The organism is Streptococcus sp. 68 (assembly GCF_013277415.1).
GTDB lineage: Bacteria > Bacillota > Bacilli > Lactobacillales > Streptococcaceae > Streptococcus.
This window is the reverse complement of record NZ_VMMX01000005.1, coordinates 165,576-178,812: the sequence shown is the minus strand read 5'-3', so window position 1 is coordinate 178,812 and position 13,237 is coordinate 165,576. Positions and strand designations below refer to the sequence as shown.

The 13,237-nt window shown below is 41.4% G+C and carries 13 protein-coding genes; 12 read left to right on the top strand and 1 reads right to left on the bottom strand.

What is annotated here, in order from left to right:
* Window positions 1-10: 10 nt before the first annotated feature.
* Window positions 11-895, top strand: a complete 885-nt coding sequence (locus HT720_RS03170) for an ROK family protein (RefSeq protein WP_173274687.1) — start codon at window positions 11-13, stop codon at window positions 893-895.
* Between the two features lie 15 nt (window positions 896-910).
* Here the strand turns inward: HT720_RS03170 and HT720_RS03165 are convergent, their stop codons facing one another.
* Complete coding sequence (locus HT720_RS03165) at window positions 911-1,762, bottom strand: MurR/RpiR family transcriptional regulator (RefSeq protein WP_173274686.1); 852 nt, start codon at window positions 1,760-1,762, stop codon at window positions 911-913.
* Window positions 1,763-1,955: 193 nt separating this feature from the next.
* Here HT720_RS03165 and pbp2b point away from each other — a divergent pair, with 193 nt between their 5' ends.
* The 11 genes from pbp2b to HT720_RS03110 all read left to right on the top strand — a co-directional run bounded on the left by pbp2b (window position 1,956) and on the right by HT720_RS03110 (window position 13,234).
* On the top strand, window positions 1,956-4,013 hold the full coding sequence (pbp2b, locus tag HT720_RS03160) for a penicillin-binding protein 2B (RefSeq protein WP_173274685.1): 2,058 nt from the start codon (window positions 1,956-1,958) through the stop codon (window positions 4,011-4,013).
* A 10-nt stretch (window positions 4,014-4,023) separates the two neighbouring features.
* Entirely contained in the window at window positions 4,024-4,620 is a 597-nt protein-coding gene (recR, locus tag HT720_RS03155) for a recombination mediator RecR (protein ID WP_000966754.1), read from the top strand.
* A 174-nt stretch (window positions 4,621-4,794) separates the two neighbouring features.
* On the top strand, window positions 4,795-5,838 hold the full coding sequence (locus tag HT720_RS03150; RefSeq protein ID WP_173274684.1) for a D-alanine--D-alanine ligase: 1,044 nt from the start codon (window positions 4,795-4,797) through the stop codon (window positions 5,836-5,838).
* 85 nt (window positions 5,839-5,923) lie between these two features.
* Entirely contained in the window at window positions 5,924-7,297 is a 1,374-nt protein-coding gene (gene murF, locus HT720_RS03145) for a UDP-N-acetylmuramoyl-tripeptide--D-alanyl-D-alanine ligase (protein WP_173274683.1), read from the top strand.
* Window positions 7,298-7,391: 94 nt separating this feature from the next.
* Window positions 7,392-8,096 (top strand): TIGR02206 family membrane protein, encoded by a 705-nt coding sequence (locus HT720_RS03140; protein WP_001055238.1) that lies wholly within the window; start codon window positions 7,392-7,394, stop codon window positions 8,094-8,096.
* A 218-nt stretch (window positions 8,097-8,314) separates the two neighbouring features.
* The gene (gene ftsA, locus HT720_RS03135) at window positions 8,315-9,688 is read left to right on the top strand and encodes a cell division protein FtsA (RefSeq protein WP_000090393.1); all 1,374 of its coding nucleotides are present in this window, start codon (window positions 8,315-8,317) and stop codon (window positions 9,686-9,688) included.
* A 16-nt stretch (window positions 9,689-9,704) separates the two neighbouring features.
* Window positions 9,705-10,964, top strand: coding sequence for a cell division protein FtsZ (gene ftsZ, locus HT720_RS03130; protein ID WP_000144272.1), 1,260 nt, complete (start codon window positions 9,705-9,707; stop codon window positions 10,962-10,964).
* 4 nt (window positions 10,965-10,968) lie between these two features.
* Window positions 10,969-11,640 carry a YggS family pyridoxal phosphate-dependent enzyme gene (locus HT720_RS03125; protein ID WP_173274682.1) on the top strand — a complete coding sequence of 224 codons (672 nt, stop codon included), beginning with the start codon at window positions 10,969-10,971 and terminating at the stop codon, window positions 11,638-11,640.
* 9 nt (window positions 11,641-11,649) lie between these two features.
* The gene (locus HT720_RS03120; protein ID WP_054385286.1) at window positions 11,650-12,189 is read left to right on the top strand and encodes a cell division protein SepF; all 540 of its coding nucleotides are present in this window, start codon (window positions 11,650-11,652) and stop codon (window positions 12,187-12,189) included.
* Window positions 12,189-12,452 (top strand): YggT family protein, encoded by a 264-nt coding sequence (locus tag HT720_RS03115; protein ID WP_173274681.1) that lies wholly within the window; start codon window positions 12,189-12,191, stop codon window positions 12,450-12,452. Before HT720_RS03120 ends, HT720_RS03115 begins: the two co-directional genes overlap by 1 nt.
* Window positions 12,449-13,234, top strand: coding sequence for an RNA-binding protein (locus tag HT720_RS03110; RefSeq protein ID WP_173274680.1), 786 nt, complete (start codon window positions 12,449-12,451; stop codon window positions 13,232-13,234). The genes HT720_RS03115 and HT720_RS03110 overlap by 4 nt, the downstream gene beginning before the upstream one ends.
* Window positions 13,235-13,237 lie beyond the last annotated feature (3 nt).

Below are 13,237 nucleotides of genomic sequence, written 5' to 3'. Positions count from 1 at the left end.
GGAGGTATTTATGACACACTATGTTGCAATTGATATCGGTGGAACTAACATCAAGTATGGTTTGGTTGATCAAGAGGGGCAACTTCTTGAATCGCATGAAATGCCAACAGAGGCGCATAAAGGTGGACCACATATTTTACAAAAGACAAAAGATATCGTAGCCAGCTATTTAGAACAAGGACCAGTAGCAGGTGTTGCCATTTCTTCTGCAGGAATGGTGGATCCGGATAAGGGAGAAATTTTCTATGCTGGGCCTCAGATTCCAAATTATGCAGGAACCCAGTTCAAGAAGGAAATCGAGACTAGCTTTACTATTCCTTGTGAAATTGAAAATGATGTCAACTGTGCAGGTCTTGCTGAGGCAGTATCTGGTTCAGGCAAGGGAGCGAGTGTCACCCTTTGCTTGACCATTGGAACAGGTATCGGTGGTTGCTTGATTATGGATGGGAAGGTTTTCCATGGATTTAGCAATTCGGCCTGTGAAGTCGGGTATATGCATATGCAGGATGGGGCTTTCCAAGATTTGGCTTCTACAACAGCTTTAGTGAAATATGTAGCTGAAGCACATGGAGATCCAGTCGACCAGTGGAATGGCCGACGCATCTTTAAGGAAGCCACTGAAGGCAACAAAATCTGCATGGCTGGTATTGACCGTATGGTAGACTATCTAGGAAAAGGTCTGGCAAATATTTGCTACGTTGCTAATCCAGAAGTAGTCATTCTCGGGGGTGGTATCATGGGGCAAGAGGCTATCCTCAAACCCAAAATCCGTACAGCCTTGAAGGCGGCCTTGGTGCCAAGCCTAGCTGAGAAAACACGATTAGAATTTGCCCATCACCAAAATACAGCAGGTATGCTTGGTGCATATTATCATTTTAAGACAAAACAATCCTAGTTTGGCCCAGCCAAACTAGGATTTTCTGACACGTTTTTGTCTACGATAGCCGTTGAGTTTTTTATTTTCCCAGTAGCTATTAAAGATTTTTTCCTTGCTTTCGCGATTGATTTCTAAAAAATAGGCATAAATCAAATCGATAAAGAAGAGCATAGGAAGTTGAGCGGATATTCGTTGGATATAGGAAGACTGGCTGTGGGTGGCTACAAGAACAGTCTCTGTGTAGGCCTGACTATCTTTATTGGGAACACTTGAAAAGAGTACAGTCTTTGCCCCCATCTCCTTAGCGTCTAATAAACTGTCTAAAATAGAGGGAGTTGTGCCAGAAAGTGAGAAACCAAGTACGAGACAATTTTCGTCCATAATACTGGTTGTCCAGGCAAAGCCGTCTTGATCGGTCAAAGCCTCGCAGACCACACCCAGACGCATGAAGCGCAATTTCATTTCACGAGCAACAAGACCAGAACTCCCTGTTCCGAAGAAGTAGACACGCTCAGCATCTTCGATTAATTGGGCAATTCGTTCTAGTTGGACTTCGTCAATCAAGTCTTGTGTTTGTTCCCGCATATTGCTATAACTTCTGAGGACTCGTTTGGTCAGTGGACTGTGCTTGAAGACTTGGTTGGCTTGATTTTCTGCCTCATGTTGGTATTGGAAAATAAATTCTCGGTAGCCAGTAAAGCCACACTTTTTAGCAAAGCGAGTTAGTGCAGCCTGAGAGATATGTAATTTTTGAGTGACCTGTTGGGAGGAAAGGTCATCTTGAATGGTTTCTGCTTGTAAAAAATAGCGAGCGATTTCTTGCTCTAGGTCTGTCATTTCTTCAAAATGTGAATCAATGACAGTTGCGATATCTGGTTTGTCCATAGGGAAGGCTCCTTTAAATGAGTCGTGTTGGAAAAAGACTAGATTATTGAACTTTTACATTCATTATAACATATAATATAGGGATGGATAAATAAAAACGTATCTTACTGTAAAAACGAAAAAAAGCTTCTTTCTTTTCCATAATTTTCTGCTCAAATTGTGGTACAATTAAGAGTAAGATTTTAAGTTAGAAATGAGACTGATTTGTATGAGAAAATTTAACAGCCATTCGATTCCGATTCGGCTTAATTTATTGTTTTCAATCGTCATTTTACTCTTTATGACCATTATTGGTCGTTTGTTGTATATGCAGGTTTTGAACAAGGATTTTTACGAAAAAAAGCTAGCCTCAGCTAGTCAGACCAAGGTCACAACCAGTTCTGCCCGTGGGGAAATCTATGATGCTAGTGGAAAACCTTTGGTAGAAAATACGTTAAAACAGGTTGTTTCCTTTACGCGTAGCAATAAAATGACGGCTACAGACTTAAAAGAAATAGCTAAAAAGTTACTGACTTATGTGAGCATCAGTTCGCCAAATTTGACAGAACGCCAGCTGGCTGATTACTATTTGGCTGATCCTGAAATCTATAAAAAAACGGTGGAAGCTCTCCCAAGTGAGAAACGATTGGATTCAGATGGCAATCGCCTATCCGAATCAGAACTGTATAACAATGCGGTCGATAGTGTCCCAACAAGTCAACTAAACTATACAGAGGATGAAAAGAAAGAAATCTATCTTTTTAGTCAGTTAAATGCTGTTGGAAACTTTGCGACAGGAACCATTGTGACAGATCCTCTAAATGATTCTCAGGTGGCTGTTATTGCCTCTATTTCAAAGGAGATGCCTGGCATTAGTATTTCTACTTCTTGGGATCGAAAGATTTTGGAAACTTCCCTTTCTTCTATAGTAGGGAGTGTATCCAGTGAAAAAGCTGGTCTCCCAGCGGAAGAAGCAGAAGCCTATCTTAAAAAAGGCTATTCTCTAAATGACCGTGTTGGAACCTCCTATTTGGAAAAGCAATATGAAGAGACCTTACAAGGAAAACGCTCGGTAAAAGAAATCCATCTGGATAAATATGGCAATATGGAAAGCGTGGATACAATTGAGGAAGGTAGTAAGGGAAACAATATCAAGCTGACCATTGATTTGGCCTTCCAAGATAGTGTGGATGCTTTGCTGAAAAGTTATTTCAATTCCGAGCTAGGAAATGGTGGAGCCAAGTATTCTGAGGGTGTGTATGCAGTCGCCCTTAATCCAAAAACAGGTGCTGTGTTATCCATGTCAGGGATCAAACATGACCTGAAAACGGGAGAGTTGACGCCAGATTCCTTGGGAACGGTAACCAATGTCTTTGTCCCAGGTTCGGTTGTCAAGGCGGCGACCATCAGCTCTGGTTGGGAAAATGGAGTCTTGTCAGGAAACCAGACCTTGACAGACCAGTCCATTGTCTTTCAAGGTTCAGCTCCAATTAATTCTTGGTATACTGCCTTTTCTGTGCCAATGCCGATTACGGCAGTTCAGGCTCTAGAGTATTCATCAAATGCTTATATGGTCCAAACAGCCTTAGGTCTTATGGGGCAAACCTATCAACCCAATATGTTTGTCGGTACCAGCAATCTAGAGTCTGCTATGGGGAAACTGCGTTCAACCTTTGGCGAATATGGCTTGGGATCTGCGACTGGGATTGACCTACCAGATGAATCCACTGGATTTATTCCCAAAGACTATAGCTTTGCTAATTACATTACTAATGCCTTTGGGCAGTTTGATAACTATACGCCCATGCAGTTGGCTCAGTATGTAGCAACTATTGCAAATGATGGTGTTCGTGTGGCTCCTCGTATTGTTGAAGGCATTTATGGTAATAATGATAAGGGAGGCCTAGGCGACTTGATTCAGCAACTGCAACCGACAGAGGTGAATAAGGTCAATATATCCGACTCCGATATGAGTATCTTGCACCAAGGTTTTTATCAGGTTGCTCATGGGACTAGTGGCTTGACAACTGGACGTGCCTTTTCAAATGGTGCCTTGGTATCTATTAGCGGAAAAACGGGTACAGCCGAAAGCTATGTGGCAGATGGTCAGCAAGCAACCAATACCAATGCGGTGGCCTATGCTCCATCTGATAATCCCCAAATCGCTGTTGCAGTGGTCTTTCCTCATAATACCAATCTAACAAATGGTGTAGGACCTTCCATTGCGCGTGATATTATCAATCTGTATCAAAAATACCATCCAATGAATTAGAAAGGAAATTATGCTTTATCCAACACCCATTGCCAAGCTGATTGACAGTTATTCCAAGTTACCAGGTATCGGGATTAAGACGGCTACGCGTCTGGCCTTTTATACGATTGGGATGTCTGATGATGATGTCAATGAATTTGCAAAAAATCTCCTTTCTGCTAAGAGAGAATTGACCTACTGTTCCATTTGTGGACGTTTGACAGACGACGACCCTTGCTCTATCTGTACCGATCCGACTCGTGACCAGACAACGATTTTGGTGCTAGAGGATAGTCGGGATGTGGCAGCCATGGAAAACATCCAAGAATACCATGGCCTCTATCATGTCCTGCATGGCCTTATTTCTCCTATGAATGGTATCAGTCCAGATGATATCAATCTCAAGAGTCTCATGACTCGTCTGATGGATAGTGAGGTTTCAGAAGTAATCGTAGCAACCAATGCCACAGCAGATGGGGAAGCGACTTCCATGTATCTTTCCCGCTTACTCAAGCCAGCTGGGATTAAGGTCACTCGCCTGGCACGAGGCCTTGCTGTGGGAGCAGATATCGAGTATGCGGACGAAGTGACCCTCTTACGGGCTATTGAAAATCGAACAGAGTTGTAAGTGTAGACAAATTTACGAACTCCATTCATTTATAAAAAATCAAGGAGGCTGAAAATCGTTCCTATCGGCCTTTTTTGTATAGTGTGATGAGTAGTGTCAGGTTCAAGTTTTAAAAAAACAAGCAAATATGATATACTAAAGAGCGAGTATTCTAGTAGAATTAGGACAAATAATATGAAACAAACGATTATTCTTTTATATGGTGGACGGAGTGCAGAGCGTGAAGTCTCTGTCCTTTCAGCTGAGAGTGTCATGCGTGCGGTCAATTACAACCGTTTCACAGTTAAGACTTTCTTTATCAGTCAGTCAGGTGACTTTATCAAAACTCAAGAGTTTAGTCAGACTCCAGGTCAAGAGGACCGTCTCATGACCAATGCGACCATTGATTGGGATAAGAAAGTTGCACCAAGTGCCATCTACGAAGAAGGGGCAGTGGTCTTTCCAGTCCTTCACGGTCCGATGGGAGAAGATGGCTCTGTTCAAGGATTCTTAGAAGTTTTGAAAATGCCCTACGTTGGTTGCAACATCTTGTCATCAAGCCTTGCCATGGATAAAATCACTACTAAGCGTGTGTTGGAATCTGCTGGCATTGCCCAAGTTCCTTATGTGGCCATCGTTGAAGGCGATGATGTGACTGCTAAAATCGCTGAAGTGGAAGAAAAATTGACTTATCCAGTCTTCACTAAGCCGTCAAACATGGGTTCTAGTGTCGGTATTTCTAAATCTGAAAATCAAGAAGAACTCCGCCAAGCTTTGGAACTTGCCTTCCAATATGACAGCCGTGTCTTGGTTGAGCAAGGAGTGAATGCTCGTGAAATCGAGGTTGGTCTACTGGGCAACTACGATGTCAAAAGCACCCTACCAGGAGAAGTAGTCAAGGATGTTGCCTTCTACGACTACGATGCCAAGTATATTGACAACAAGATTACCATGGATATCCCAGCTAAAATCAGTGATGATGTGGTAGCTGTCATGCGTCGAAATGCGGAAACAGCCTTCCGTGCCATTGGTGGCCTCGGTCTCTCTCGTTGCGATTTCTTCTATACAGATAAGGAAGAGATTTTCCTAAACGAGCTCAATACCATGCCAGGTTTTACCCAGTGGTCAATGTACCCACTGCTTTGGGACAATATGGGAATCAGCTATCCAGAACTAATCGAGCGTTTGGTTGACCTTGCCAAGGAAAGTTTTGACAAGCGCGAAGCGCATTTGCTATAAGAATGAAAAGAGAGGGTAGAAGCCAGAACCATCACTGTAAGGTGATTAGAGTTCTTGGACTTCAACCCTTTTTAAAGGAGTAGAAATGAAATTAACAATTCATGAAGTGGCTCAAGTTGTAGGAGTCAAAAATGATGTCAGTATCTTTGAGGACATCCAGTTAGAAAAAGCTGAGTTTGATAGTCGTTTGATTGGAACTGGAGATTTATTTGTGCCACTTAAAGGTGCGCGTGATGGCCATGACTTTATTGAAACAGCCTTTGAAAATGGTGCAGCAGTAACCTTGTCTGAGAAAGAGGTCTCAAATCATCCTTACATTCTAGTAGATGATGTGCTGACTGCCTTTCAGCAACTAGCAGCCTATTATCTTGGAAAAACGGCTGTTGATGTCTTTGCAGTTACAGGTTCGAACGGTAAGACAACGACCAAGGATATGTTAGCGCATTTACTGTCAACGACCTACAAGACCTACAAAACACAAGGAAACTACAATAACGAGATTGGACTTCCCTACACAGTTCTCCATATGCCTGAAGGGACAGAAAAGTTGGTCTTGGAGATGGGGCAGGATCACTTGGGAGATATTCATCTCTTGTCTGAATTAGCTCGTCCAAAAACAGCCATTGTGACCTTAGTTGGAGAAGCCCATTTGGCCTTTTTCAAAGACCGTTCGGAAATCGCTAAAGGGAAAATGCAAATTGCAGACGGTATGGCTTCGGGTTCTTTGCTTTTGGCACCAGCTGACTCCATTGTAGAGGACTACTTGCCAGCTGATAAAAAGGTGGTTCGTTTTGGGCAAGGAGCAGAGCTGGAAATTACCGACTTGGTTGAGCGCAAGGATAGTCTGACCTTTAAGGCTAACTTCTTGGAACAAGCCCTCGATTTGCCAGTGACTGGTAAGTACAATGCCACTAATGCCATGATTGCGTCTTATGTTGCCCTACAAGAAGGAGTTTCAGAGGAGCAAATTCGTCAGGCCTTCCAACATCTTGAATTAACACGTAACCGTACCGAGTGGAAGAAAGCAGCCAATGGAGCAGATATCCTATCAGATGTTTACAATGCCAATCCAACTGCTATGAAGTTGATTTTGGAGACATTCTCTGCCATTCCAACCAATGAAGGAGGCAAGAAAATCGCTGTTCTAGCAGACATGAAGGAACTCGGCGATCAGTCTATTCAACTCCATAATCAGATGATTTTGAGCCTTTCACCAGATGTACTGGATACCGTGATTTTCTATGGAGAAGATATTGCTGAATTAGCCCAATTGGCTAGTCAAATGTTCCCAATTGGCCATGTTTACTACTTCAAGAAAACAGAAGACCAGGACCAATTTGAAGATCTAGTTAAGCAGGTTAAGGAAAGCCTCAGTGCCAATGATCAAATCTTGCTCAAAGGCTCTAACTCCATGAACCTAGCTAAGCTGGTAGAAAGTTTAGAACATGAAGACAAGTGATTTTGTCAAACATTTACGTATTTTTAAATCCATTTTTGACAAATAGCATGGTATAATAATATGCAGGAAAATTTTGAATCATGAGGAAGACTAGATGAATTTATGGGATATTTTCTTTACGACCCAAGCAACAGAACCACCCAAATTTGACCTTTTTTGGTACGTGAGTATATTTACACTATTAGCCTTGACCTTTTATACAGCCTATCGTTATCGTGAAAAGAAGGTTTACCAACGATTTTTCCAAATCTTGCAGGCAGTTCAGTTGATCCTCCTTTATGGCTGGTATTGGGTCAATCATATGCCACTGTCAGAAAGTTTACCCTTTTACCATTGCCGTATGGCTATGTTTGTGGTGCTCTTGCTTCCTGGTCAGTCTAAATATAGGCAGTATTTTGCATTGCTAGGAACATTTGGGACATTAGCAGCCTTTGTTTATCCAGTGCCAGATGCCTATCCTTTCCCCCATATTGCGATTTTGTCCTTTATCTTTGGGCATTTAGCACTCTTGGGGAACTCTCTAGTTTATCTATTGAGACAGTATAATGCGCGATTGCTGGATGTGAAGGGAATTTTTCTCATGACCTTTGGACTAAATGCCTTGATTTTTGTGGTCAATTTAGTAACAGGTGGAGATTACGGATTTCTGACAAAACCACCATTGGTTGGAGACCATGGCTTAGTAGCTAATTATTTAATCGTTTCTCTGGCCTTGTCAGCGGCGATTACGTTGACAAAGAAAATCTTGGAACTATTTTTAGAACAAGAAGCAGAAAAAATGATTGCAAAGAAAGCTTAGAAATGAGCTTTCTTTTTTCATAAATCTGATTTTTTATAATTTGTTTGGAAAATAAACAAAGTTGATGAGCAAAAGTGAAAAAATAGCAAGTAAATTTAGGAAAAAACTAAGCACAATTAGATTTTTTGTGTTATAATATTCTGTGAATAGCTATGCCTAGGTTTAGCTATGGAATAATACGAAGTGCGAAACTTGGAAGATAGAGAGGATGCGATGTAATGGCTAGAGAAGGCTTTTTTACAGGTCTAGATATTGGAACAAGCTCTGTCAAGGTGCTTGTAGCCGAGCAGAGAAATGGTGAATTAAATGTAATTGGCGTGAGTAATGCCAAAAGTAAAGGTGTAAAGGATGGAATTATTGTTGATATTGATGCAGCAGCAACTGCTATCAAGTCAGCTATTTCCCAAGCAGAAGAAAAGGCAGGCATTTCGATTAAATCAGTGAATGTCGGCTTGCCTGGTAATCTTTTGCAGGTAGAACCAACTCAAGGGATGATTCCAGTAACATCTGATACCAAGGAAATTACGGATCAAGATGTTGAAAATGTTGTCAAATCAGCTTTGACAAAGAGTATGACACCTGACCGTGAAGTCATTACCTTTATTCCTGAAGAATTTATTGTGGATGGTTTCCAAGGGATTCGTGACCCACGTGGCATGATGGGGGTTCGCCTTGAAATGCGTGGCTTGCTTTATACAGGTCCTCGTACTATCTTGCACAATTTGCGTAAGACGGTTGAGCGTGCAGGTGTTCAGGTTGAAAATATTATTATTTCGCCACTAGCAATGGTTCAATCAGTTTTGAACGAAGGTGAACGTGAATTTGGTGCTACAGTGATTGATATGGGGGCAGGTCAAACGACTGTCGCTACAATCCGTAACCAAGAACTTCAGTTCACCAATATTCTCCAAGAAGGTGGAGATTATGTAACTAAGGATATCTCTAAAGTCTTGAAAACTTCTCAGAAGTTGGCTGAAGGTTTGAAATTAAACTATGGAGAGGCTTACCCTCCTCTTGCAAGTAAAGAAACCTTCCAAGTAGAAGTTATTGGAGAAGTAGAAGCAGTCGAAGTGACGGAAGCCTACCTGTCAGAAATTATTTCTGCACGAATCAAGCACATCCTTGAACAAATCAAGCAAGAATTAGATAGAAGACGTCTATTGGAGCTCCCTGGTGGTATTGTCTTAATCGGTGGGAATGCCATTTTACCAGGTATGGTTGAACTTGCTCAGGAAGTATTTGGCGTCCGTGTCAAGCTTTATGTTCCAAATCAAGTTGGTATCCGTAATCCAGCCTTTGCGCATGTGATTAGTTTATCAGAATTTGCTGGACAATTGACAGAAGTCAATCTTTTGGCTCAAAGAGCGGTCAAGGGTGAAGTTGCTCTGACTCATCAGCCAATTAGTTTTGGGGGAATGATACAGAAAACAGCTCAGTTTGTACAATCAACGCCTGTTCAACCAGCTCCTGCTCCAGAAGTAGAGCCGGTGGCGCCTACAGAACCAATGGCGGATTTCCAACAAGCTTCACAAAATAAACCGAAATTAGCAGATCGTTTCCGTGGCTTGATCGGAAGCATGTTTGACGAATAAAGAGGAAAAATAAATTATGACATTTTCATTTGATACAGCTGCTGCTCAAGGTGCAGTGATTAAAGTAATTGGTGTCGGTGGAGGCGGTGGCAATGCCATCAACCGTATGGTCGACGAAGGTGTTACAGGCGTAGAATTTATCGCAGCAAACACAGATGTACAAGCATTGAGTAGTACAAAAGCTGAGACTGTTATTCAGTTGGGACCTAAATTGACTCGCGGTTTGGGTGCAGGAGGTCAACCTGAGGTTGGTCGTAAAGCTGCTGAAGAAAGCGAAGAAACACTGACAGAAGCTATCAGTGGCGCAGATATGGTCTTCATCACTGCTGGTATGGGAGGAGGCTCTGGAACTGGAGCTGCCCCTGTTATTGCTCGTATCGCCAAAGATTTAGGTGCTCTTACAGTTGGTGTTGTAACACGTCCTTTCGGTTTTGAAGGAAGCAAACGTGGACAATTTGCTGTAGAAGGAATCAATCAACTACGTGAGCATGTAGATACTCTATTGATTATTTCAAACAACAACTTGCTTGAAATTGTTGATAAGAAAACACCGCTCTTGGAGGCTCTTAGCGAAGCGGATAACGTTCTTCGTCAAGGTGTTCAAGGAATTACCGATTTGATTACCAATCCAGGATTGATTAACCTTGACTTTGCCGATGTGAAAACAGTTATGGCAAACAAAGGGAATGCTCTTATGGGGATTGGTATCGGTAGTGGAGAAGAACGTGTTGTTGAAGCAGCGCGTAAGGCAATTTACTCTCCACTTCTTGAAACAACAATTGATGGAGCAGAAGATGTGATTGTCAACGTAACTGGTGGTCTTGACTTAACCTTGATTGAGGCAGAAGAGGCTTCACAAATTGTGAACCAAGCAGCAGGTCAAGGAGTGAACATCTGGCTCGGTACTTCAATTGATGAAAGTATGCGTGATGAAATTCGTGTAACAGTTGTTGCAACAGGTGTTCGTCAAGACCGCGTAGAAAAGGTTGTGGCTCCACAAGCTAGACCTACTACTAACTACCGTGAGACAGTGAAACCAGCTCATTCACATGGCTTTGATCGTCATTTTGATATGGCAGAAACAGCTGAATTGCCAAAACAAAATCCACGTCGTTTGGAACCAACTCAGGCATCTGCTTTTGGTGATTGGGATCTTCGCCGTGAATCGATTGTTCGTACAACAGATTCAGTCGTTTCTCCAGTTGAACGCTTTGAAGCCCCAACATCACAAGATGAAGATGAATTGGATACACCTCCATTTTTCAAAAATCGTTAAGTAAATGAATGTAAAAGAAAATACAGAACTTGTTTTTCGAGAAGTCGCAGAGGCGAGTCTGAATGCTCATCGAGAGAGTGGTTCAGTCTCTGTCATTGCAGTTACCAAGTATGTAGATGTACCGACAGCGGGAGCCTTGCTTCCGCTAGGTGTTCATCATATCGGTGAAAATCGTGTCGATAAGTTTCTGGAGAAATATGAAGCTTTAAAAGATCGAGATGTGACTTGGCATTTGATTGGTACCTTGCAAAGACGTAAGGTGAAAGATGTCATTCAATACGTTGATTATTTCCATGCCTTGGATTCCGTCAAGCTAGCAGAGGAAATACAAAAAAGAAGTGACCGAGTCATCAAGTGTTTCCTTCAAGTAAATATTTCTAAAGAAGAAAGCAAACACGGTTTTTCGAGAGAGGAACTGCTGGAAATCTTGCCAGAGTTAGCCAGACTAGATAAGATTGAATATGTTGGTTTAATGACGATGGCCCCCTTTGAAGCTAGCAGTGAGCAGTTGAAAGAAATTTTCAAGGCGACCCAAGATTTGCAAAGAGAAATCCAAGAAAAACAAATTCCAAATATGCCTATGACTGAGTTAAGTATGGGAATGAGTCGTGATTATAAAGAAGCGATTCAATTCGGTTCCACCTTTGTTCGTATAGGTACAGCATTTTTTAAGTAGGAGAGGACCATGTCTTTAAAAGATAGATTCGATAGATTTATAGATTATTTTACGGAGGATGAGGATTCAACGATTCCTTATGAAAAAGGAAATGAACCTGTGTTTACTCCAGTAAATTCTTCACAGGAAACGGCTCTCCCAATGAATCAACCTTCACAGTCTGCTGGTGCAAAAGATAGCAATATCACCAGACTGCATGCACGACAACAGGAATTGGCAAACCAGAGCCAGCGTGCAACGGAGAAGGTAATTATAGATGTTCGTTATCCTAGAAAATATGAAGATGCAACAGAAATTGTTGATTTATTGACAGGAAACGAAAGTATTTTGATTGATTTTCAATATATGACAGAAGTGCAGGCCCGTCGTTGTTTGGACTATTTGGATGGAGCTTGTCATGTTTTAGCTGGTAATCTGAAAAAGGTAGCATCTACCATGTATTTGTTAACACCAGTGAATGTCATTGTGAATGTAGAAGATATTCGTTTACCAGATGAAGAACAAAATGGTGAGTTTGGCTTTGATATGAAGCGAAATAGAGTACGATAATGATTTTTTTAATTCGTATGATTTATAATGCAGTGGATATTTACTCCCTGATTTTGGTAGCCTTCGCTGTCATGTCTTGGTTTCCAGGTGCCTACGAATCAAGTTTAGGTCGTTGGATTGTAGCATTGGTAAAACCAGTGCTTGCTCCTTTGCAACGCCTGCCTTTACAGATAGCAGGTCTTGATTTATCTGTTTTGGTTGCGATTGTTTTGGTTCGATTTTTAGGAGAAAACCTAGTCCGTTTTCTGGCGATGATAGGATGAATAAAGGGATTTACCAGCATTTCTCCATAGAAGATCATCCATTTCTTGACAAGGGAATGGAATGGATAAAGAAGGTAGAAGATAGCTATGCTCCTTTTTTAACTCCTTTTATCAATCCTCATCAGGAGAAGCTATTAAAGATTTTGGCCAAAACCTATGGTCTTGCTTGTAGCAGTAGTGGGGAATTCGTCTCGAGTGAGTATGTTCGAGTTTTATTATACCCAGATTATTTCCAGCCAGAGTTTTCAGATTTTGAAATATCTCTCCAGGAAATAGTGTATTCCAATAAATTTGAACACTTAACGCATGCTAAGATTTTAGGGACAGTCATCAATCAATTAGGGATTGAACGGAAACTTTTTGGAGATATCCTAGTAGATGAAGAACGGGCGCAGATTATGATTAATCAGCAGTTTCTTCTTCTCTTTCAAGATGGATTAAAGAAAGTTGGCCGTATACCTGTTTCGCTGGAGGAACGTCCTTTCACCGAGAAAATAGATAAGCTAGAACAGTATCGAGAGCTGGATTTATGTGTGTCTAGTTTTCGATTAGATGTTCTTTTATCAAATGTTTTAAAACTATCTAGGAATCAAGCAAACCAGTTGATTGAAAAGAAACTTGTCCAAGTAAATTACCATGTGGTAGACAAATCAGATTATACTGTTCAAGTTGGAGACTTGATTAGTGTGAGAAAATTTGGACGCTTGAGATTGCTTCAAGATAAGGGACAAACAAAAAAAGAGAAGAAAAAAATAACCGTCCAGTTATTATTAAGTAAGTGAGGA

Coding starts and splice junctions, on each gene's coding strand:
- ftsZ (WP_000144272.1), top strand. CDS start 9,705: ATGACATTTTCATTTGATACAGCTGCTGCTCAAGGTGCAGTGATTAAA.
- HT720_RS03120 (WP_054385286.1), top strand. CDS start 11,650: ATGTCTTTAAAAGATAGATTCGATAGATTTATAGATTATTTTACGGAG.
- pbp2b (WP_173274685.1), top strand. CDS start 1,956: ATGAGACTGATTTGTATGAGAAAATTTAACAGCCATTCGATTCCGATT.
- murF (WP_173274683.1), top strand. CDS start 5,924: ATGAAATTAACAATTCATGAAGTGGCTCAAGTTGTAGGAGTCAAAAAT.
- HT720_RS03125 (WP_173274682.1), top strand. CDS start 10,969: ATGAATGTAAAAGAAAATACAGAACTTGTTTTTCGAGAAGTCGCAGAG.
- HT720_RS03150 (WP_173274684.1), top strand. CDS start 4,795: ATGAAACAAACGATTATTCTTTTATATGGTGGACGGAGTGCAGAGCGT.
- HT720_RS03165 (WP_173274686.1), bottom strand. CDS start 1,762: ATGGACAAACCAGATATCGCAACTGTCATTGATTCACATTTTGAAGAA.
- HT720_RS03110 (WP_173274680.1), top strand. CDS start 12,449: ATGAATAAAGGGATTTACCAGCATTTCTCCATAGAAGATCATCCATTT.
- recR (WP_000966754.1), top strand. CDS start 4,024: ATGCTTTATCCAACACCCATTGCCAAGCTGATTGACAGTTATTCCAAG.
- HT720_RS03170 (WP_173274687.1), top strand. CDS start 11: ATGACACACTATGTTGCAATTGATATCGGTGGAACTAACATCAAGTAT.
- ftsA (WP_000090393.1), top strand. CDS start 8,315: ATGGCTAGAGAAGGCTTTTTTACAGGTCTAGATATTGGAACAAGCTCT.
- HT720_RS03140 (WP_001055238.1), top strand. CDS start 7,392: ATGAATTTATGGGATATTTTCTTTACGACCCAAGCAACAGAACCACCC.
- HT720_RS03115 (WP_173274681.1), top strand. CDS start 12,189: ATGATTTTTTTAATTCGTATGATTTATAATGCAGTGGATATTTACTCC.